This window comes from Nocardia sp. XZ_19_369 (genome assembly GCF_015355715.1).
GTDB lineage: Bacteria > Actinomycetota > Actinomycetes > Mycobacteriales > Mycobacteriaceae > Nocardia.
Genome location: NZ_JACVED010000004.1, coordinates 124,598 through 147,686, shown reverse-complemented (window position 1 = coordinate 147,686; position 23,089 = coordinate 124,598). Strand labels below are relative to the sequence as shown.

Genomic DNA, 23,089 nt, shown 5'->3' with positions numbered 1-23,089 from the left:
TGGGCAACCCGACCCGGCCCGCCCACCTCAGTCGCGGCGATCGCCGACCGGCTGGTCGGCGATCGCGGTGGCCGTCCAGACCGGGCGCAGCGCGGCGCACAGCAGCACCCCGAAAACCGCTGCGCCGCAGCCGTAGACGAGCAGCGCAGTATCCGCGGCGAAGTAATTACCGAGCACTCCGGCCACCAGCGAACCGACGGCGGTGCCCGAAACCGCCTGTACGAGCCACAGACTCGACACTCGGCCGCGGAGGTCGTCGGGGGTGTGCTGTTGCAGCACGGCGAACCGGAAGGTGTCGTTCACCGCACGGCCGAGCCCGAAGCCCGCCAACCCGAGTACCGCGAAAAGCGTGGTGCCACCGGCACCGACGACGATCAACGCGGCAGGCAGCAGCACCACCGAGATCAGCAATGCCCGCCCGTTGCGCTGCACCCCGCCGGTCCAGCCGCTGGTGAACAACCCGACCAGCGCACCCGCCGCGGGCGCGCCGTACAGCAGGCCGAGGACCGCGGGCCCGGTGCCGAGCACCGTGTCGGCATAGGCGGGCAGCAGCACCATCGGCCCGCTGACCAGCATGACCGCCAGCCCGACGAGCAGCGTCCCGCGCACCACCTGGTGGGTGACGGCGAAACGCAGCCCGGTCAGCAACGCCCGCAGCGGCGGTTCGTGCACCGTCCCGGTGGGCGGATGCGCACCCACCTCCTGGAACAACGTCACGGTGAGCGCCGTAGCGCCTGCCGCGACGAAGTACGTCAGCGATACCCCACCGCTCGCCGCGATGATCACACCCGCCAAACCGGGGGTGACCACGGTGCCCAACTCGGTGGTCAGCGTCATCAGCGCACCGGCCGCGGCCAGCCGATGCCTGCCGACCAGGGCAGGCGTCAGCGCCATCAACGCCGAACCGCTCACCCCGCCCGCCACACCGTCCAGCACGGCCGCGCCGTAGATCACCGACAGCGCAGGGTGATCCAGCAACGAGTTGACGCCGAGGATCACGAAGCCGAGGCCAGCCAGCGAACGTGCGAGCTGGATGGTGCGCCGCCGATCGTGCCGATCGGCGAGCACACCACCGGACAGGCTGCCGACGAACATCGCCAGCGCGGTCACCACCGACACTCCCGCGACGTGCAGGCTCGAGCCGGTGAGCTGGTACACCTGCACCGGCAGCGCCACCATGAGCAGCCCGATGCCGAGCAGCGAAATCAGCCTGGCCGCAAAGATGAACCGGAACGGCCTGCTGTCCCGCAGCGGCGAGATATCTATGACGAATCGGCGCAGCAAGGTCAGCCGAGCTTCTTCGCGATGACGTCCAGCGTGTTCAGCGCGCTGTGGTAGTCCGGCCGGTAGCTGGTCGTGGGCAACTCGATGACCTTGCCGTCGCGGAACGCGGGCAGCCGCGCGTAGAGCGGGTTCTGCGCCAGTTCGGCGGCGCCGGGGCCGCCGACCGGGATCACGATGGCGTTGGGCGCGTCGGCGATCCGGTCGATCAGCTCGAGGCTGACCTCGAAGGAGTCACCCGAGCCGAACAGCGGCGGGTTGCCTGCCTTGGCGAGCACGTCGTCGGCGTCGAAGCCCAATTCGGCCAACTGGACGGGCAGTGCGGCCGTCTGCGGCACCAGGTACGGCACCTTGTTGGCCACGGAGACGATGTAGACCACCTTGCCGGTGGGGATCTTGGCCGACGCCTTTACCTGAGCGGCCTTGTCCTGGTACGCCTTCAGCAGCGCGGGCACCTTGTCCGCCCGACCGGTCGCGTCGGCGATGAGCCGCAGCTGTTCCTGCCAGTTGGTCACCTTCGGCGGCACCAGCACGGTCGGCGCGATCGCGGTGAGCTTGTCGTAGAGCTTCTCGGCCTGCACGGCCGTGATGCCTTGACCACCACCGATGATCAGATCCGGGTTCGCGTCGGCCACCGCCTCGATGTTCAGCTCCGCGCCCGCGGGCAACGGCTTGCTGCCCTGCGACCTGGCTTTCTCGGCCCACTGCGGCGGGAAGCCGCCGTCCAGGTTGGTCACACCGATGATCCTGGTGTCGGTGGCCACCACCGGCGCATCGATGGCATACAGGTAGTCGGCCATGCTGCCGCTGAGCACGACGATGCGTTTGGCTTGACCCGGCACGGTCACCGGGCCGCGATCGGTGGTGATCGTCCTGGTCTGTTCCGCGGCGGCGGCATCGTCGGTGCCCGAGGAACAGCCGACCACGAGGGTGAGCGCCATGGACAGACCGCCGAGCAACGCGGCGGCGCGCCGCATTCTGCCCCGGGTACCGGACGTTCTTGCTGACTTCATCGATCTCCTTGGGTAGAAAACATTTCCAGGTCGAGTGCTCGGTCGAGCAGCGGGACGAGCTCGGCCCACCCGGCCGCCGTCACGAGTCCGGCATGGTCGAAGGGGAGGTGGTGCACCTCCGGGTCCAGGCCGAGCGTCCGCCAGCCGTCGGCCAGCGCGTGTCCTGGCGCGGCCGGGCCGCCGGGGTACGGCCGGTCGGCGGTGAACAGCGTCAGCAAGCCGGAATACTCGGGCACCGAGGACTTCTCGAGCACGCGCCCGCACTCGTCGAATCCGGCCCGCAGTGCGGCAGGCAGTCCGGGATCTTGTGCGAGGACCTCCGGTGCCAATCCCGTTACCAGGCCGTCGATTTCGCGAGCGGCCTGCCGGACCGAGCGGCCGGGCGGTGCGGTGTCGATCAGCCCGGTGAAGGTGACCGACTCACCCGCCGCGGCCAGCCGCGCCGCCATCGCGTGCACCACGTTGCCGCCGAACGAGTAGCCGAGCAGGTGGTATGGCCCGGTGGCCTGATGCGCGCGCACGGTGGCGACATACCGCTCGGCCAGCTCCTCGATCGAGTTCGCGGCCGCGCCACCACTGAGCGAGGGCAACTGCAATCCGATCACCGGCCGGTCGCCCGCCAGCCGACCGGCCAACGGCAGGAACTGCCAGGCGAATCCACCCGCCGGATGCACACAGAACAGCGGAGCCTTCGCGCCACCGTCCCGCAGCACCACCACGTGATCGCGACTGAGCAGCGGCGAGTCCGGCCCTGCGGCAACGACATCGGCGCCGTCGAGGAATGCGGCGAGTTCGGCGACCGTCGGCCGTGCGGTGAGCGTGCCGAGCGAGATCGTCACGCCGAGCGCCCGATCCAGCGCACCGAGCAGGCGCATGGCCCGCAGCGAGTCACCGCCGAGATCGAAGAAGCTCTCCTCGACATCCACCTCGGTCCGCTCCAGCACCTGCTCGAACACCGCGCACACGGCACGCTCGCGGGCCGAGCGCGGCGCCTGGCGGACCGTGCGCCGCTGCGGTTCCGGCAGCGCCGCACGGTCCAGCTTGCCGTTCGGGGTCAGCGGGATCGCCTCGATGACGACCACGTCGGCAGGCACCAGCGCGGCGGGCACCAGAGCCCGCATCTCCGGACGCAGATCCCTTGGTACCCAATCCGTTTCCGGGATCACGTAGCCGATCAGCCGGGCCAGGCCGGTCGCATCCTTGACCACCTTCGCGGCGGCCCGCCGCACACCGGCCAGCCCCGCGAGCGCCGCCTCCACCTCGGCCAGTTCGATGCGCACGCCGCGCACCTTGACCTGATGATCGGCGCGCCCCAGGTATTCCAGCTCACCATCGGGCCTGCGGCGCACCAGGTCTCCGGTGCGATACATCCGGCCGCCGTCGGGCGAGAACGGATCCGCGACAAACGTGCCCGCGGTCAGCCCGGTCCGGTCGCGGTAGCCGATCGCGATGCCGTCACCGGACAGGTACAGCTCGCCCTGCGCGCCGACCGGCACCTCCGCCAGGCCCGAATCGAGCACGCGCGCTTGCGCATTGCGCACCGGCCTGCCCAAACACGGTGTGGGACTGCCCGCGGCGGGCGATCCGAGGGCGTTGATGGTGAATTCGGTCGGTCCGTACAGGTCGTAGCCCAGGACGTCGGGATGCTCGCGCAGCAGCGTCCACAGGTCCAACGGCACTGCTTCGCCGCCGAGCAGCACCAGGGCGGGCACGTGCGAGCCCTCCAGCAGCCCCGCCGCGATCAGCTCGCGGGCGTAGGACGGCGTCACGTTGACCGCGTCGATGCCGACCTCGCGGTAGTGCTGGACCAGGGCCGCGGGTTCCAGCCGGGCCTGCTCGTCGATGACGTGCACCTCGTGCCCGGCCAGCAGCCAGAACAGCTCCTCCCAGGACATGTCGAAGGAGAACGAGACCGTGTGCGCGACGCGCAGCCTGCCGCGCGCCGCGAAACGCTCTGTCGGACCGAAGATCTCGTCGAGGTGGTTGTGGTACATCGTGGTCAGACCGCGATGCCCGACCACGACACCCTTCGGACGGCCGGTCGAGCCCGAGGTGTAGATGACGTAGGCCGGTTGATCGGCACTGCTCGGTCCGGCCACCGCCGCAGCAGGCACGGCGGGCGGTGCCACCACGCCGTCGAGCACCGCGGCGACCACCGGCCGATCGATGAGCAGCCGCACCCGCGGCCCGCCGTGCCCGACCAGCACACTGTGCTGATGCTCGGTGGTGCTGACCAGCGCCACCGCCCCGCTGTCCGCGAGCAGGCCGCGCAGCCGGGCGGGCGGATGCGTCAGGTCCAGCGGCAGATAGGCCGCGCCGGTGCGCATGACCGCGAAGATCGCCACCACGTGATCGGCGATGCGCGGCAAGGCCAAAGCGACCACATCGGAGGGGCCCACACCGCGGCCGGCCAGCAGTCGCGCCATCCGGTCCACCCGGTCGTCCATCTCCCGGGCGGTGAGCGCGACGGAACCACACACCAGGGCGATGGCGCCCGGCGTGGCGGCGGCTCGTTCCCGCAGCAGCGCGTCGACGCTGCCGCCGGGCTCTCCCGGCAGCGGCACCGGTACCCGCTCCGGGGTGAACTCCGGCGAATCGGCCACCGGCACAGCGGCATCGGCGACCACACTGCGGCCCGCGACCGTGTCCGGCGCGGCGAGCAGTTCCAGGATCCCGACCAGGCGGTCGAGGATCTCCTGTGCCCGATCGTCGGGCACCAGGTCCGACCGATGCTCCAGCGCGATGCGCAGCGGATCGGCCGGGGCACCCGGGTCGACATCGAGGGTCAACGCGTAGTGCGTGCCGTCGAGCGCCGCCCGCGAGACGACGCCGTTGCGCGCGAAGACGTCTTCGGCGCCCTCGCCGCGCGGCAGATTGCGGAACACGTACAGGGTGTCGAACAGCGTCGGATGACCTGCCGCGCGCTGGATTCGGCCGAGCCCGAGCTGCTGGTGCTCGGCCAGCGCACCCTGCTCGCGCAGCGTCCGCCGCAGCACCTCGACCAGCGGCTCGCCCGGCCGCACCCGGACGCGGACCGGAACGGTGTTGAGCACCAGCCCGATGATCCGTTCCCAGCCCGGCACCTCCGGCGAACGACCCGACACGGTCGAGCCGAACACCACGTCGTCCATGCCGGTGCTCGCCCGCAACGTCAATCCCCACGCGGTGGACACCACGGTGGACAGCGTGACCCGGCTCTCCCCCGCCAGCGCCCGCAGTGCGGCGGAGGTCTGCGGCGTGAGCTCGATCAGACTGCGCATCGGCTGCGGCACGGCCGACGCCGCGCCGGAGCCGAGCAACGTCGGCTGCGCGAGGTCGGACAGGTAGGCGCGCCACGCCTTTTCGGACGCATCATGGTCCAGCCCGGCCACCCAGCGCAGCTGGTCCCGGAAGTCGGCCGCGGGTGCGAGCACGGCGTCCAGCTCGGCGGGAGAGCTGCCCTCGGCCTGTTCGAACAGCGTGAACAGCTCGGTGAACATCAGCGAGATGGACCAGCCGTCGATCACCAGATGGTGCAGCGTGAAGATCGCGCGACTCGCGCCGTCCGGCAGCCGGACCAGCAGCAGCCGAAGCAGTGGTGGTGCGGCCAAATCGAAGGGCGCGCTGTACTCCTCGGTCGCGAGTGCCGCCACCGCCGCATCGATGTCGGCCGCCGGTGTCGCGGTGAGATCGACCTCGCGGCACGGAGTTTCCCACGCGCCGGGGACGAACTGCACCGGCGCCGCGAATCCGGCGTGGGTGAACCCGGCGCGCAGATTCCAATGTCGGCGCAGCACCGCGTCCACGGCCGCGCGCAGCATCTCCAGCCGCGGCGGCTGCTCCGGCGCGAACAGGAACCGGGCCTGCATGTGATAGGCGTCGGTACCGTCCGCGCTGTCGACCACGGACTGGAAGTACATGCCCTCCTGCAACGGGCCGAGCGGCAGCACCTCCTGCCATCCCTGGCACAGTGCATCCAGGCGTGCGCGCTGGTCGTCGTCCAGGGTGACCAGATCCGCGGCGGTTCCCGCCGTGGCAGGCACTTGCGTTGCGGCAGCGGCCAGTTCGCCGAGGGTCGCGTGTTCGAAGACGTCCGCGACGCTGAGCAGCAAGCCGTGTCGCCGGGCCGCGGTCACCAATCGCACCGACCGGATGCTGTCGCCGCCGAGCGCGAAGAAGGCGTCGTCGGGTCCAGGAGCCGGGATGCCGAGCACCTCGCCGGTCAGCGCGCACAAGGTGCGCTCGCCCGCCGTGCGCGGTGCCCGGCGGGCGGCGCGTGGACGCGCGGGTTCGGGCAGTGCGGCCCGGTCCACCTTGCCGTTGAGGGTCAGCGGCAGCGCGTCCAGCACCGTGATCGCTTGCGGCACCATGTATTCGGGCAGCAGCGACGCGACCTCGGCGCGCACCGCGGCCGGATCGAGCTGTGCGCCCGGCTGCGCGACCACGTAGCCGAACAACCGGCCGGTCCCCGCGCTGTCCGCCCGCACCGCGGCGGCGGCCCTCGCCACCCCGGCGGCGCCCCGCAGCGCCGATTCGACCTCACCGAGTTCGATACGGAACCCGCGGACCTTCACCTGATCGTCGATGCGGCGCAGGTACTCCAGCCGCCCGGCCCGGAAGCGAACCAGATCGCCGGTGCGGTACAGCCGCGCACCCGGCATTTCCGGGTCGGCCACGAACCGCGCCGCGGTCAGCGCGGATTTGCCGAGGTATCCGCGAACCACCTGCGCGCCACCGAGATACAGCTCACCCGCGACACCGTCCGATACCGCTCGCAGATGTTCGTCGAGCACCCGTACGTGCACGTCGTCCCACGGCGCACCGATGGTGACCGGATCACCTTCGCGCAGATCACTGGCGGTAGCCCAGACCGTTGCCTCGGTGGGGCCGTAGACATTACGCACCGACCGGCAGTGCGCGACCAGGTCGGCTGCCAGGTCCGCGGGCAAGGCCTCGCCGCCGACGAGTGCCCGCACCGTGCCGAGCCGAGCGGCGTCCTCGTGTTCGACCAGCACCCGCCACAGCGACGGGGTGGCCTGCACGACCGTCGCGGCACTGTCCGTGATCAACGCGTGCAACGCATCCGGGTCACGCACGGTCGCGCGATCGGCGAGCACCACGGTCGCGCCGACGGTCAGCGGCAGCAGCAACTCGAGCACGGCGATGTCGAAGGACACCGTCGTCACGGCGACGATGCGGTCGCCGGGCTCGATCCAGCCGTCGCCCACCGTCTCGGCGAAGGCCGCGAGATTGGCCGTGGTGACCAGCACGCCCTTGGGCTGACCGGTCGAACCGGAGGTATGGATCACGTAGGCCAGCTGCGCGCCTGCGGGCTGCGGCTCCGGTATCGCCGGTGCGGCCGTTCCGGTTTCGTCGTCGGTCAGGACCAGCGCCGGTCGCCGCGCCGGGAGTCGATCGGCCAGATCGGAGCTGGTGAGCACGCACACCGGCGTCGCGTCGGCGAGCATGTACGCCAGCCGGTCCGCCGGATAGTCGACGTCCAGCGGCAGGTAGGCGGCGCCGACGCGCAGCACGGCCAGCAGGCCGGCGACCAGATCGGTCGTGCGCGCGAGCGCGACCCCGACCACCTGCTCCTCACCCGCACCGGCGGCGAGCAGCCGCGCGGCCAATTCCTCGGTCCGCGTGGCCAGTTCGGCGTAGGTCACCGACTGCGTGCCACTGATCAACGCGACGGCGTCGGGGTGCTGGCGCACCTGCTCGGCGAAGCGCATCGCGACACCCGGCGGGGTCTTCACGCGCCGGACCGGATCACGACTCGGATCCGGTTGATGCAGTGGGGAATCGAAGATTCCGGCCGCCGGGTCGCGCACCACCCGGTCCAGCGTGGCGAGCACGCCGTCGAGGAGCGCATCGGTGGTGGCGGGATCGAACAGGTCGGCATCGGCCACCAGCCGCAGGAGCGCCGACTGGCCTTCCTGTGCCTCCGCGAACCACACCGCGGCATCGAACCGTGCGGCGGTCGTGGCAGGTTCCGACGGCTCGACGCTGAGCCCACCCAGGCTCGGCAGGTTCGGCGCGGGTTCGTAACCGACCATCGTCTGGAACAACGGATGCTTGGCCAGCGACCGTGGCGGGGACACCGCGCCGATCACCCGCTCGAACGGTGCGTCCTGGTGCGCGAGTGCGTCGAGCGCGGTGGCGCGCACCCGCCGCAGCAGCTCCGCGAAGCTCGGCCGCCCGGTCAGGTCGCAGCGCAGCACCAGGGTGTTGCTGAAATGGCCGATGGTGTCCGCGAATTCGGTGTCGCCGCTGTCCGCGCTGTCGCGGTGCGAGACGGTGCTGCCCAGCGGAATATCGCGGCCCGCACCGAAGGCCGACCACGTCGCGGCGACCGCGGCCTGCAGCACCATCAGCGGGCTGACGCCGTGTTCGGCGCTCAATTCGGTGATCCCCGTGCGCACTTCGTCGGTCAGCGGCCGGACGGCGGTGTATCCGCGATAGCCCGCACGAGCCGGACGCGGGCGATCGAACGGCAGCTCCAGCTCCACCGGCAGGCCGGCGAGCTGCTGCTGCCAGTACGCCAACTGGTCGGCGTAGGCGCCCTCGTCCTCCCGGTGGCGCTCACGCGTCACGTAGCCGAGGTAGTCGGCGGCCGAATCCCACTGCGGCGCGGCGCCGTTCAGGCGGGCCCGGTAGGCGAGGTCGAGATCGCCGAACAGCGGACGCAGCGACGCCGCGTCGAAGGCGATCTGGTGCACGACGACGATCAGGATGTGCTCGTCCGGTGCCACCGTGAGCAGGGTCGCCCTGGCGGGCGCGGCGCCGGTGATGTCCACCGGTTCGGCCAGGCAGGTCGCGATCGCGGTGTCCGCGCCTTCGGCGCTCACCGCCCGGATGTCCAGGCCGGACGCCTCGTCGGCGTGCAGCTCGAGCATGGTCGCCGAACCCGAGGCGGCCGACGGATACGCGGTGCGCAGCACAGGGTGCCGGGCCAGCACGTCACGCCACGCCGCGGCGAGCGCGTCGGTGTCCAGGGTGCCGTGCACGCGCACGACCCTCGCCTCGTCGTACGTGGTCGACGGTCCTTCCAGCCGGTGCAGGAACCACAGTCGTTCCTGCGCCGGGGACAGCAGCGCCGCCGGGCCATCGCTCGGCGCGACCTCGAGATCGACGGATGCCGTTGCGTCACCGGGTGTCTCGGCGTCGGCGGTGGTGTGCCGGACCGCGAAGCGCTGCTGATCGATCTGCGCGCGCGTCGCGAGCGCACGCGCGGTCGGCGCGTCGAACACGTCGGTGATGACGATACGGAGACCGGCCCTGCGCAATTGGCCGACCAGCCGCATCGCGGTCAGCGAATGTCCGCCGAGTGCGAAGAAGTCCTCGTCGGCACCGACCGCCTCGACCTCGAGCACCGCCGCCACGCCCTCGCGGATCGCTTCCAGCACAGCGTCATCGGTGGCCACGGCGGCGTCGAGCGCCCGAGGACGCCGCGTCGGCTCCGGCAGGACCGGTGTGGTCTCGATCGGGTCGGCCCAGCCGGACATGTCCACGAGCTCGTCTGCGCGGGTGTCCTCAGCGTCGACCAGCGCGCGCAGGATCTCCGCCAGTCGGTCGCTGATGCGCGCGATCGTCGCGTCCGCGATGGCGGCGCGATTGTGGTAGAGCACCAGTTCCAGTCGGTCACCGGGCGGCGCGAGCAACGTGATCGGGTAGTGCGTCAGGCCGTGATTGTGGAACCCGGCGATGCGCAGCTCGTGCGAGTCCGGCTGCTGTGCATCGGAATTCGGGAAGTTCTCGAAGACGACCAGCGTGTCGAAGAGTTGCCCGAGCCCGGCGGCATGCTCGATCTCGGCGAGGCTCGCCTGCTCGAATTCCTGCATGGCGAACTGCGTTTCCTGCAGTTCGGCGAATTGGTCGAGCAGCGCTCGCTCCGGTGCGAAGCTACAGCGGACCGGAATGGTGTTGGTGAACAAACCGACCATGCCCTCGACGCCGGGCAGCTCGGCGGGGCGACCGGATACCGTCGCGCCGAACACCACGTCGGTACGGCCGGTGAGTTCCGCGAGCACGAGCGCCCAGGTGCCCTGCACCAGGGTGTTCACCGTCAAGCCGCGACGCCGCCCGAGCGCGGCGAGCTCGGCGCCGTGCGTCTCGGCCAACGGCACCGTGCGCTGCCGAAAGTCCTGCGCGCCTGTCGAATCGGTACCGACGATGCTCGGCGCGGTGAGCCCGGCGAGGCGGTCGGACCAGGCTGCCCGCACCGCGTCGCGGTCCCGGCCCGCCATCCACGCGAGGTAGTCGCGGTACTGGGTCGGCGTGGCCAGTGCGGAGTAGTCGTCGTGATAGAGCGCGAGCAGCTCACGCAGGATGATCGGCGTCGACCAGCCGTCGGTCAGCAGGTGGTGCGCGTTGAGCACCAAACGGTGCTGATCGCCGGGCAGTCGAATCAGCAAGGCGCGCAACATCGGCGACCGATCGACCACGAAATGGTGTTCGGCTGCTTCGGCTTCCAGCCGCTCGGCTGCCGCGACCGCGGTCCGCACGGGCAGCGCGGACAGATCCACCTGCCGCCACGGCACCTCGATCGCCCGGGGGATGGCCTGGACCGGTTGTTCCAAGACCGCATAGTCGAACGCCGCACCGAGATTAGGGTGTCGGGCCACGACGCCATCGAAGGCGCGCTCCAGCCGCTGCGCATCGAGCGGGCCGGTCAGGTCGATCCGCGCGGTGAGGGTGTAAACGTCGGCCGCACCGTCCCGGATCGCGTGGAATAGCAGCCCTTCCTGCAGCGGCGAGAGCGGCAGCAGCGCGGCGAGCGGACCGTGCACCGCCTCCAGCTCGTCGATCGCGTCTTGCGTGGCAGGCACTTCCGGGCAATCCGAGGGGGTCAGGCCGCCGTGGAACAGCACCGCGTGCGCGGCGAAGGCTTCGAGTGCGAGTCCCCAATGCTCTTGCAGCTCGGCGACTTCGCTCGCGCCGAGCACATCGCCCGCCGCGGTCCACTCCACCGCGAGGCTCGGCGCGCCCTGCTCGTGCACGAAGGCGTTGAGCGCGAGCACGTCCGACATCGCCTTCGTCTTCGGTTCGAACACCGAGAACGGGTCCTGCTCCGGCAGTTGCCAACCGGTGCCGGGCGCGGCGGCGAACCGGCCGAGGTAGTTGAGCAGCAGTTCGGGCGCGGCCTTGCCCGCGAGCACCGGTTCGGTCCTCGGGTCCAGGTACCGCAGCACGCCGTAGCCGACGCCGCCGTCGGGGACCGCGCGCTTGGCCTCCTTCACCGCCCGCAACAGCCGTCCGGCCGCCGCGCCACCGGCGAGCGCTTCGGTCAGGCCTGCCGCGGTGTCGATTCCGGTTGCCGGAGCCCAGATCGGGTATTCGCTGGTGAACCAGCCGACCGTGTCCGCGAAATCGGTGTCGGCGGTCAGCGGGTCGCGGCCATGTCCCTCGACGGTGACCGGCCGACCGGCCTCCAGCGCCTCACCTCGGCTGTGCCGCCACGAGTTCACCGCGAGTATCAGCGCGGCGAGCAGCACCTCGTCGGTGCGGGCCCGATAGGCCGCGGGCAGGGTGCTGAGCAGCGCGTCGGTGAGCACCGGCGCGGCGAAAGTGTGGGTGCGCACGGCGCTTTCGGCGCGATCGCGGCTCGGGTCGAGCGCACGCGTGCCGAGCGGCGCCACCGGGTCCGCGCCGAGTGCCGCCTGCCAGTAGTCGAGTTCCGATCCGCGAGTACCGTCCGCACCCGCCTCGGCCAGCAGGGTGGCGTAGCGCCGCCACGAACTACCCTTGCGGGTCGGCTCGATCGCACGCTGTTCGCTTACCGCGGTGCAGGCCGCATACAGCTCCGGGAGCAGCGCCCGCCAGGAAACCCCGTCCACGACAAGGTGATTGGCCACCAGGATCAGTCGATCCGGCGTGTCCTGCGCGGTACGCACCAGCGCCACGCGCAGGCAATGACCGCGGCCCAGGTCCAGCTGTTGCGCGAGTTCCTCGGCCAGCGCGGCGATGTCGTCCGACTCCCGCAGGGCGGTCTCGACGACGAGATCCGCCGCGCGAACCGAGCCGACCGCGCCGATGGTCAGTGTCGTTTCCGGTCCGCGCAGCTCGAGCACCGAGCGCAGCACATCGTGGCGATCGAGCATGGCCTGTACCCCGGCGACGAGGTCGTCGAAGGCGAGCCGTTCGTGCAGACCGAGCGCGGTCCACTGGGCATACCCATCGATTGCCTGCTTGGTCGAGTTCGCGTCGAGCAGCGCGCGCACGATCGGCGGCAGCGCGACCGCACCCGTCGCTTCGTCGGCCGCGACTACGATCGCTGCGCCGTCGATCCGTTCGGCCGACGCGGCGATGGAGCCGAGATCACGTTGGGCGAGCAGTGCTTTCGGCGGGACCATCAGCCCGTGTGCGCGCAAACGGCTACTGACACTGATCGCGGTGATGCTGTCGCCACCGAGGCCGAAGAAGTCGTCGTCGACGCTCACCGGTGGTCTGCCGAGCGCTTCGGCGACCACGTCGCACAGGGCCTTTTCCTGCTCGGTGCGTGGCACACGACCGGTGGAAACCACCGGTGGCGGCGCGGGCAATGCCGCGCGGTCGAGCTTTCCGCTGATGGTGATCGGCAGTCTGTCGAGCACCACGATGGCCGACGGAATCAGATGATCGGGCACCGATTGCGCGAGTGTGCGGCGTAGCTCGGCCGCTTCGGCGATCCGCTGCCCCGAGGCGGGTACCAGGTACCCGACCAGTTGGGCGTGACCGGCGGTGTCCCGGATCATCGCGGCCGCTGCGGCAACACCGGGCAATGCGCCGAGGATCGCCTCGACCTCGCCCAACTCCACCCGGAACCCGCGCAGCTGCACCTGATTGTCGCCGCGGCCGAGGTATTCGTACCCGTGGCCCGGCACCCAGCGGGCGCGATCTCCGGTGCGGTACATCTGATCTCCCGGCGCACCGAACGGATCGGCGACGAACCGCTCGGCCGTCAGCACCTGCCGCCCGAGATAGCCGCGGGCCAATTGCGGGCCGGCCAGGTACAGCTCGCCGATCTCGCCGTCCGGCACCGTCTGCAATGCGCTGTCCAGCAGGTATGTCCTGGTCCCCGCCAGCGGGATGCCGATGTACGGGTCCGCGCCCGTCACCGGTGCGCTGATCGCGTCGACGGTTACCTCGGTGGGGCCGTAGATGTTTCGCGACGGCACGCCTGAGCGCACGATCGACTCCCACAGGGCGGGCGAGGCCGCCTCGCCACCGAGCAGCAGCAGCTGCAGGCGGTGCTCCGCGCTGAGCAGGCCGTTGTCGATCAATGCCGCGGCCATCGACGGCGTGGTGGCGACCACGTCGATCCGGTCGGCGGCGAACGCCGCCACCTGGGCGGCGGCGTCGCGCAGCAGTTCGGTGTCGTAGAGGTGCATCCGGTGCCCGCACAGCAGCCACAGCAACTGGTCGAAGGAGTCGTCGAAGGAGAAGGACGCGGTGTGCGCCGTGTGCAGCTGCCCGCCGCCCACACCCGCCGCGGCGGCGGCATAGATGGTCGACCGGTGATGGTGCAGCAGATGCGCCGCGCCACCGCAGCGCACGAGCACGCCCTTGGGCCGTCCGGTGGAACCGGAGGTGTAGATCACGTAGGCCAGATGCTCGGCGTTGCGCGGGGCGGCCAGGTCCGCCTCGGTCAGCGGGCCGTCCGCCTGCTGCCCGATCAGCTCTTGGATCTCGGTGTCCAACAACCGGATCGGCGTCGGCCGCGACCCGCCGGACAGCACCTCGACCAGGGCGGCATCCGCGAGCACCTGCACCGGGGACGCGTCGTCGACGATGTCGCGCAGCCGCTCGGCCGGGTGCTCCGGGTCCAGCACCAGGTGCGCCGCCCCCGCATGTTGCACGGCGAGCATCGCGACCACGAGGTCGGCGGTGCGCGGCAGCGCGATACCGACGATGTCGTCCGGACCGACGCCCTTGCCACGCAGATACCGGGCCAGCCGATGCACTCGGCTGCCGAGTTCGGCGGTGGTGAGTCGTGTTGCGCCACTGACGAGGGCGATGTGGTCCGGCTGCTCGGCGACGAGCCGATCGAGCGCGGCGCACAGTTCTTCCGGCGCACCGGCCAGCGGTCCGCTCGCCCGGCCGGCCAGCACGCGCGCGCCGTCCTCGGGCGGGTACGGCGTGATCCGGCCGATCGGCCGGTCCATCCCGTCGGTGAGTTCGGTGAGCATCCGGACCAGCGCGGCCATCCGCCGCCGCACCACGTCGTCGCTGACCGAGCGAGCGTCGACCTCGAACCCGAGCTGGAGCCGCCCGCCGGACAGCGGGGTGACGGTGAGCCCGAGATCCTCCGGCGGACCACCCGCGACATTGCGCAAAGTGCCGACGGCACCGGCGAAATCGAGAGCGACGTCGAACGCCTTCAGGTTGATCCCGATGCCGTGCAGCAGCGCACCGGTGAACTCGCGAGCCAGGTTCTCGCCGCGGTAACGCTGGTGCGCGCGCACGCCGCGCAGCGCGTCGGCGACCCGCTTGCTCAGTTCCGCGAGACGATCGTGGCTGGACACGGCCAACCGCAGCGGCAGCACATTGACCGCCATGGACGGCGTGGTCAGGGCGGTGCGGCCGACGCGAGCCATCACCGGCAGGGCGATCACCACGTCGGGGTCGCCGATCAGCCGGTACACGAAGCCCGCGTAGCAGCCGACGAGTACGTCGGCCCAGGTGGTGCCCGACGCCTCGGCGATCGCGTTGACGCGCTTCATGAATTCGGCGTCGAGCACGGCACGCGCCTCGTTGGTCCGCTCTGCGGGGCCGTCGGGCGGATTACCGCGTCCGTCCAGGGACGGCAGCGGCGTCAGCAGGTCGCGCCAGTACTCCCGGTCGCGCTCGACCTCCTGGCCCGCCAGATACGCGGCCTCCTCGGCGACCAGAGTGGGGATATTTCCCCACTTGACAGGAGCGACCGTCTTTCCGCGCACCAGTGCGGTGTAGTGGGCGGCGACCCGGCGCGAGACCATGGCCGTGCTATAGCCGTCGATGATCAAGTGGTGGTACAGCTGGACGCACCACACCTCGGTGTCGGACAGCCGGAGCAGCGTGTAGCTGAAGAGCTGGCGATCGACCATGACGCGGCAGTACTCCGCGGCCCGTTGCCGTTCCGCGGCGACCATCCGGTGCGCGGCGGCGGTGGGATCGGGCTCGTCGCGCAGGTCCACGGTGCTGCGCAGCTCCGGCTCGGCGTCGGTGATCCACTGCCGGGGCCCCTCGGGTCCGTCGCGGAAACGCAGGCGCATGGTGTCGGTTTCGGCGATGGTGCGCCGGATCGCGGTCTGCAGCGCCGCGAGGTCGATGGGCTCGGTGCCCGCGATCTCCAGCACCTCACCGACCAGATAGCTGAGCATTTCGGGTTCGAGGCGTTGAGCGTTCCAGATGCCGAGTTGCGCTCCGGTCAGCGCCAGCTCTGCGTGCTCATCCACCGGAGTAACCGTCACAACCCATTCCTCAATCTCGAGCCACCTACGTTCAAACGCCTGCCGCCGAGTCACCTCGGTGGCAGGCGGGTCGTGCCGAAGTCGCCTGCGCCGCTAGGCGTCGGCTTCCTCGTGGTCTTCGTCGAAGTCCGGCTCGCCGCGCTTCCAATAGGCCGTCACCTCGGCGTCACCGGGCTCGGCGCGCAGTACCTCGCGCACCCAGCGCCGCAGCGGCCGCACCACCCCCGCCTCGGCGGCGATCCAGGCATACACCCGCTCGCCTTCGGGGATCGGCACCGCGCGCACGGCACGCTCGAGCAGATCCGAGGTCCCCGGCGCCGCGGCCCCGCGATGCAGCCACCGCACTTCGAAGCCTGCGGGGGCGAGCAGCTCGACCTCCTCGGTGGCGTCCGCCACCTCGACGAACGCCCACCCGGCCGCGTCCGACGGCAGCGCCTCGAGCCAGCGGGCGATCGCAGGCAGTGCGGTGATATCCCCGGCCAGCAGATAGCGGTCGTAGGTGAACGGCACCACCAGTCCCCCGGGCGGTCCCGCGATGTACACGCTGGTCCCCGGTGTCGCGGCGACGGCCCACTCCGCGGCGTGCCCGCCGGGATGCACCGCGAAGTCGATGTCGAGCTCGTTGGCGACCGGGTCGTAGCGACGTACCGTGTACTCCCGCGAAAGTGGCAGCGGGCGTGGCCATTTCAGGGACAGATCGACCTGCTCGGGCAGGCGCTGCGTGCCGTCGGCGTCGGGGAAGATCAGCCGGACGTGCTCGGTGGGCGCATGACTCTCGAAGCCGGCCAGCTCGGGCCCGGCGAAGGTCAACCGGAGCAGGCCGGCGCCGACCATCCGCGCGTCCCGTACCGTCGCTTCGCGCAGCCCGACCGGGTACGGCACCTTCGCCCCACCCGCGCCCTGATCGAGCACCTCAGCGATTCGTTCGCGATGAGCAGCTCGGTTCATGCGGCCGCGCCGATCTTCCTCATGTGCGTGATATCCCTTGCGTTGCTTGGAAACCCCTCGACCTGACGAGTCGATTGTGCGCTGCGCAGCGCAAACATGAGGTTAGCCTAACTTAATTTTACAGACAAGACGGGCGGGTGCAGCTCACATTCGCCCGCACCCGCGCCGGGCAGCGGCCCGCCACCACCGGGTCAGCGCGCCGGTTGGTATCGATTCTTCAGGAAGTAGTCGACGACCGTGCGCCCGACCGCGTAACCGTTGTCCAGCGACAGACGGAAACCCGCGGACTGCTGCTCGAGATGGTCGAGCACAGTCTGCCCCGGATACGGCTGGTCGAAATTGCTCACGGTGCGCAGGGCCAGGTACCGGTCGAGATAACCGTGCCGGTCCAGGACGGCGGCCGTCGCGTTGTCCTCCATCTGCGTGGTGCAGTAGTTGCCCTGACCATTGGTGCGCACACCCATGATGTGCCGGGCGGTGTCGGAGAGTTCCTTGCCGGAGAACCAGTCGTCGCCGGTCATGGTGTCGCACTTGGCAACCGACGGTTTACGGCCCGCCTGGCCGAACAGCGCGCGTTCGGCGGCGGCCTCGGGGCTGTCGGCCAGCGTGGCGTGCTCGGTCAGGCCGAAGGCGGTGTCGATCAGCTCGTCGTTCAGCCGGTAGGCGGCGGTGTTGTAGTTCTCGACGGGTCGGTAGCCGTGCGGCAGGCTCGGCGCCTCGGCGGGCACGAGGTGGTTGCCCAGATCGAAGTCGACGACCCAGCGGGCCCAGGTCGCGGAGCCGAGGGTGACCTGGTCCGGCGGCGCGCCCGCGGTGCCGACGGTGAGGAAGTGGGCCTTCGTGAAGTCGAGTTTCGGGCTGTCCAGCAGGGCCATCATGGTGGCCGCGGCATTGGTCTTGCCCTGCCCGGTCTCGGCGACGCACAGTCCGTCGGCGTTGCAGTGCACCGGTTTATACGCGGTCGGCACCTCGACAGTGATCGGCAACGACTCCCGCTGCAACCACGGTTCGGTCTCCGGATCGAACATCGTGATGACCAGAACGCCGACCTCGACCGGGCCTGCGGCGGGCTTTCCCCCGTCGCCGCAGCCCGCGGTCATGGCGACCGTGGTGAACACCGTCAACGCGACTATCCAGCGACGTAGGGGCACCCGGCGATCCTATGCCAAGGCCCCTTGCACACCTCGCCACCACGGTGACCTGCACGAACGTCGAGCCACTCGAACCGGGGCCGACCCGACGGGCCCGGCAGGGCACCCATGTAGGTTGGACGACAGGTTCTCTTGCGACACAAGCGGAACCACCGGGCCCGCTACCTGCGGCTTCGGTGCGCACCGCTTGCCAGGGCGATCAGCAGCACGCTCACAAGTCGAGAAGTCGGTGGAGCGCGGCCGGGTCCGCGCCGAGTGAAAGGCCTTTTCAGCATGACGTCTTCGGCGGGATCGAACGCACGCGCCCACATCGGGGTCACCGGCCTCGCGGTGATGGGGAGCAATATCGCGCGCAACTTCGCCCGGCACGGACACACCGTCGCACTGCACAATCGCAGCATCGCCAAGACCGACGCGCTGCTCGCGGCGCATGGCGACGAGGGCGATTTCGTCCGCACCGAGACGATCGAGGAGTTCGTCGGCGCGCTGCAGCAGCCGCGCCGGGTGCTGATCATGGTCAAGGCCGGCGATCCGACCGATGCGGTGATCGAGGAACTCGCCGCCGCCATGGACGAGGGCGACATCATCATCGACGGCGGCAACGCCCTGTTCACCGACACCATCCGCCGGGAGAAGTCGCTGCGCGAACGCGGCCTGCACTTCGTCGGCGCCGGCATCTCCGGCGGCGAGGAGGGCGCGCTGAACGGTCCGGCGATCATGCCGGGCGGGCCGAAGGAGTCCTACGAGGTGCTCGGCCCGCTGCTGGAGTCGATCGCCGCGCAGGTCGACGGCACCCCGTGCTGCACGCACATCGGGCCGGACGGCTCGGGCCACTTCGTGAAGATGGTGCACAACGGCATCGAGTACGCCGACATGCAGCTCATCGGCGAGGCCTACCACCTGTTGCGCGACGCGCTCGGCTTCGACGCCAAGCAGATCGCCGACGTGTTCACCGGCTGGAACCAGGGTGAGCTGGAGAGCTACCTCGTCGAGATCACCGCCGAGGTGCTCAACCAGGTCGACGCCAAGACCGGCAAGCCGCTCGTCGATGTCATCCTCGACGCGGCCGAGCAGAAGGGCACCGGCCGCTGGACCGTCAAGGCCGCGCTGGACCTCGGCGTCCCGGTGACCGGCATCGCCGAGGCGGTGTTCGCCCGCGCGCTGTCCGGGGCGACCGGCCAGCGCCGCGCCGCCGTCGGACTGGCCGCGGGCCGGCTCGCCGACAAGCCCACCGACGTCGAGCAGTTCACCAAGGACATCGAGCGCGCGCTGTACGCGTCCAAGGTGGTCGCCTACGCCCAGGGCTTCGATCAGATCGCCGCGGCGAGCACCGAATACGACTGGAACCTGCGCCCCGGCGACCTCGCCACCATCTGGCGCGGCGGCTGCATCATCCGCGCCCGCTTCCTGAACCGCATCAAGGACGCCTACGACACCAACGCGCAACTGCCGAGCCTCATCCTGGACCCGTTCTTCCAGGAAGCCATCGAGAACGCGATCGACAGCTGGCGCCGCGTGGTGTCCGCCGCCGTCCAGCTCGGCATCCCGGTGCCCGCCTTCGCGTCGTCGCTCGCGTACTACGACGGCCTGCGCGCCGAGCGTCTGCCGGCCGCCCTCACCCAGGCCCAGCGTGATTACTTCGGCGCGCACACCTACGAGCGGATCGATATGCCGGGCAAGTACCACACGCTGTGGAGCGGCGACCGCAGCGAGATCAAGGCCGACTGAACCTCGACCCGAGTGGCCCGGCCGACCATCGGCCGGGCCGTTCGGCTACTGCGCCTGGTACTCCACGCTGCACTCGCCATTGGTGTAGTTCTGGCCCTCGCCATGGTTGAACACGCTGAGGGTCAAGGCAAGTCGGCCGGGTTTCGTCTCGACTGCGGGGATGGACAGGACGTTCTCCGGGCCTTTCACCACGGCGGAGGTATCCGCCACGCCACTCTTGCCGGTGTCGATATTCGCCCAGACCACGGAGAATTTCTGTTCGTAGGCGTTATCCGTTCCCGCGTTCGTCTGGAGCTTCAGATCGAGCGTGCCGTTACTGGAGATCGCGAATACATCGCTGGATGCCGGAGTGGTGAAGTCGCCCGCCGGGACCGGGTAGGACATGGTGCATAGTTTGTCCGACGGCGCGGGTGGGGCGGCGAAGGCGGCGGGGGCACCGACCATCGTTGCCGTGATACCCGAGATAGCGGCCACTACCGATAAGCCCGAGAATGTTCGTGATTTCATCAAACCGTCCCATCAAATATCGAGATGCACTGGTCGAACGTGGTTGCCGCTCCGGCCGATGGGATCCAGCGGCGGTCGGCGACCCCTCCGAGACTAGCGATCGTCAAGGTGACGTGACAGTGTCCCGGCACCGAAAGATGCACTAGCAGAGGGTTTCCCAGCCGCCCAGGCGTCAATATGTTTGCACCACAGCCTTTCTGGCTATGACTAGCGGAAACGATGCGCGACGTTCGCTTCGGAACCCACCCACATGCTGCCCCTAGGGTTCGATTAGGGGCGTCATCGGGCGTCGCGGGCGGCGTATTGTGATATATGACACCCTGTTCGGCGAAATTGCTGGCAGCTTGCGGTTCTCGCCGTGGCGGCCCGGACAGTCGTGTCGAGTTCGGCCGTATGTGGCGTGGCCGACGCGAACTTCGGGCCGGAGGGCGGCATTATGTCGGGCATGCGCGTACTTATTCAGCTTCGCCCTTCCGTCGATCTGATTACCGCAGTGGCCGATCGCGCGGTTCCGGTCGCCTCCGCCGACATTGCCGGGCATCTGCGCGGCATCGAGCTCGATCATTCCTTCGCTCCCGTGGCGATACCGAAAAGTGTTGCCGCCGTGACCGAATCCGATCAGTTGAGTTATGCGCTGCAACCGGACAATGCGTCGGTGGTGGTGCGCGGGGTAATCGACGACGACGTCCTCGCGGAAAGTTTGTCGCAATTGTCTGCCTCGCCCGGCGTCACCGGAGTATTCGCCGATCCCGCCATTCAGACCAATCTCACCTGTGGCGACACGCCCGCCGTCGGCAACTGGCACGACGTCGAAACCCTGCTGCACCACGGCGATCTGACGGCCGCGGGCTTGGACGGTAAGTCGGTGGCACTGGCCATCGTCGACACCGGCATCAATGCCGCACGGGTCAAGCAGGTGCGCGGCCGGCCGGTGACGATCGACAAGGCGCGCAGCTGGAACCCGCCGGGGGTCAGCGGGACTGCGGGCGAGTTCCCCGTCGACCACGGCACGATGTGCGCGTTCGACGCGCTGATCGGCGCGCCGAAGGCCGCGCTGATCGATATCCCGGTGCTGCGGAGCGAGCGACCGGGCGGCACGGTGATGGAGGGGCTGCTGTCGGACGCGCTGGCCGCCTACGCCCACCTGCGCACGGTGCTCACCGATCAGCCTGCCGCCTCGCGCGCCCTGGTGATCAGCAACAGTTGGGGTTCGTTCTCCCCCAGCTGGGATTTTCCGGTCGGGCAGCCGGGCAACTACTCCGACAATCCGGCGCACCCGTTCAACGTGATCGTCGGCTCGCTCGAAACCGCGGGCGCCGACGTCCTTTTCGCCGCGGGCAACTGCGGGCGGGACTGCCCGGACGGCCGCTGCGCGTACAAGGACAAGCCGATCGGTGGGGCCAACTCGCATCCGAGCGTCCTGTCCATCGGCGGCGTCGACACCGCAGGCCAGCGGGTGGGCTACTCGTCCCAGGGGCCGGGCCGCCTGACCGCACGCAAGCCCGATGTCTGCGCCTACACCCACTTCCTCGGGTCGACGGCCTTCGGCGCGACCGACCCGGACACCGGCACCTCCGCGGCGTGCCCGGTCGCGGCGGGTCTGGTCGCGGCCATCCGCACCGAATGGTCGGCCACCGAGTTGCCGCCCGCCCAACTGCGGGCGCTGGTGCAGCGGACCGCAGCCGCGCAGGCCGGGGGTTACAACTACGACTACGGGTACGGCGTCGTCGACGCGGCCGCGATCCTCGCGGAACTGAAACGAACCACGTCCCGCGCGTAACGTAGGGGCATGCCGTTGCTCACCATTCGGCTCCCCCGGGAGGCGACCCTGACCGCCGCGCTGCGCGAGCTGAAGCTCACCGTCGACGACGTCGATATCGCCTTCGGTCTGGTCCCCGTGGACCCCGAGGCCGGGCTGTACGCCCTGCGGGTGACCGATGCGGCGGCGGCTCGGGTGAATACCTACGGACCCGATATCCAGATTTTCGCGGACCCGCGCATCGAGCCGGGCAACGGATCGGGCGCTGAGCCCAGCGCGTGAGCGGCGCTGCCCGGTTCGTCGGCCACGAACCCACGCACAGTTCGTGGCCGACCAGCTAGTCACTTGAACATCGAGGACATCCAATCCTTCACAGCCGCTTGGTATTCGGCGGTGTTCCGCGCCATATTCACCGAATGCCCACTACCGGGCAGCACATAGGTGCGCAACTTGGCGGCGGGACTGAAATACGGTGCCTCACCGGCGGCCAGGGCCGCGTTGTTGGCACATGTGTTCAGGCACAACCGATCCGCACTTCCGTTGACGACCAGCACCGGTACGTCGATGAAGTTGGTTGTCGGCGGCAGGGTGGAGGTCAAGCCGTCCGGATACTCCGTCAGCGAGAAGACTTCTTTGGTCGCCTCGTCGGTCGCGAGCACCGCGGGATCGTAATTCCCCTCGCCGTAGAAATCGTAGGCACGCGTGCCGGGCCGCGTGGTCAGATAGCCGGGGTCGTATCCCTGCCCGGCAAAGCGCGGATCCTGCGCCGCCGGATAGTAGGTGCCGACCACGCTGAGCGTTCCGGCCATGTTCAGGCTGTGCGAAAACCCGGTCAGCAGCACACCGTCGACGTCGTGATAGGTGCTGGCCTCGATGACCGCGACGCCGGAGCTGAGCGAATGCCCGCCGGTGATCACCTTCCGGAACGGCTGCACACCGGGCAGCCCCTGCCGGACCGCGCCGACGAGCTGATGCAGGGCCTGCACCGAACCGGTCGCGGTCAGCGACGCGCTCGGCGGCCGAGTGCTGTCTCCGTTGCCGAACCGATCGACCACCAGTGTCGCGTACCCCGCGGCATTCATCGCGCGCCGAAAGTTATAAGTCTCTGGGGCGTAAGGGAAATCCCAGTAAGTGTGGTTGTAATTGGAGCCCGGCATCAACACCATGATGATGTCCGTCGGCGTGGCCGGCATACACAAGTCGGCGGCTAGATTTCCGGTCGGTGGCACCGGAAAGGAAATCGCAGTGCATCTTTCGGATAACGCGGGGTGATCAGCACGGGCAATGCCCGGC

The 23,089-nt window shown here is 69.8% G+C and carries 10 protein-coding genes; 3 read left to right on the top strand and 7 right to left on the bottom strand.

The window, feature by feature from the left end; genetic code table 11:
* Positions 1–27: 27 nt before the first annotated feature.
* From entS to IBX18_RS15975, 5 genes are all read right to left on the bottom strand, one after another.
* Positions 28–1,284, bottom strand: coding sequence for an enterobactin transporter EntS (gene entS, locus IBX18_RS16000; protein WP_228541252.1), 1,257 nt, complete (start codon positions 1,282–1,284; stop codon positions 28–30).
* 2 nt (positions 1,285–1,286) lie between these two features.
* The gene (locus IBX18_RS15995; protein WP_194834452.1) at positions 1,287–2,294 is read right to left on the bottom strand and encodes an ABC transporter substrate-binding protein; all 1,008 of its coding nucleotides are present in this window, start codon (positions 2,292–2,294) and stop codon (positions 1,287–1,289) included.
* Positions 2,291–15,688 carry a non-ribosomal peptide synthetase gene (locus tag IBX18_RS15985; protein ID WP_306796281.1) on the bottom strand — a complete coding sequence of 4,466 codons (13,398 nt, stop codon included), beginning with the start codon at positions 15,686–15,688 and terminating at the stop codon, positions 2,291–2,293. Before IBX18_RS15985 ends, IBX18_RS15995 begins: the two co-directional genes overlap by 4 nt.
* Positions 15,689–15,796: 108 nt before the next feature.
* On the bottom strand, positions 15,797–16,651 hold the full coding sequence (locus tag IBX18_RS15980; RefSeq protein WP_194834451.1) for a siderophore-interacting protein: 855 nt from the start codon (positions 16,649–16,651) through the stop codon (positions 15,797–15,799).
* A gap of 191 nt (positions 16,652–16,842) precedes the next feature.
* A complete protein-coding gene (locus IBX18_RS15975; protein ID WP_194834450.1) occupies positions 16,843–17,802 on the bottom strand; it encodes a purine nucleoside permease in 960 nt (319 codons plus the stop codon).
* Between the two features lie 273 nt (positions 17,803–18,075).
* Between IBX18_RS15975 and gndA the strand changes: the two genes are divergently transcribed.
* Entirely contained in the window at positions 18,076–19,530 is a 1,455-nt protein-coding gene (gene gndA / locus IBX18_RS15970) for an NADP-dependent phosphogluconate dehydrogenase (RefSeq protein ID WP_194834449.1), read from the top strand.
* A gap of 45 nt (positions 19,531–19,575) precedes the next feature.
* Here the strand turns inward: gndA and IBX18_RS15965 are convergent, their stop codons facing one another.
* Positions 19,576–19,914, bottom strand: a complete 339-nt coding sequence (locus tag IBX18_RS15965; protein WP_194834448.1) for a hypothetical protein — start codon at positions 19,912–19,914, stop codon at positions 19,576–19,578.
* Between the two features lie 481 nt (positions 19,915–20,395).
* Between IBX18_RS15965 and IBX18_RS15960 the strand changes: the two genes are divergently transcribed.
* Entirely contained in the window at positions 20,396–21,817 is a 1,422-nt protein-coding gene (locus IBX18_RS15960; RefSeq protein WP_306796280.1) for a S8 family serine peptidase, read from the top strand.
* Positions 21,818–21,826: 9 nt separating this feature from the next.
* Positions 21,827–22,078, top strand: a complete 252-nt coding sequence (locus IBX18_RS15955; RefSeq protein ID WP_147140756.1) for a hypothetical protein — start codon at positions 21,827–21,829, stop codon at positions 22,076–22,078.
* A 59-nt stretch (positions 22,079–22,137) separates the two neighbouring features.
* Here IBX18_RS15955 and IBX18_RS15950 read toward each other — a convergent pair whose 3' ends face one another.
* Positions 22,138–22,953, bottom strand: a complete 816-nt coding sequence (locus IBX18_RS15950) for an alpha/beta hydrolase (RefSeq protein ID WP_228541251.1) — start codon at positions 22,951–22,953, stop codon at positions 22,138–22,140.
* Positions 22,954–23,089: the final 136 nt, after the last annotated feature.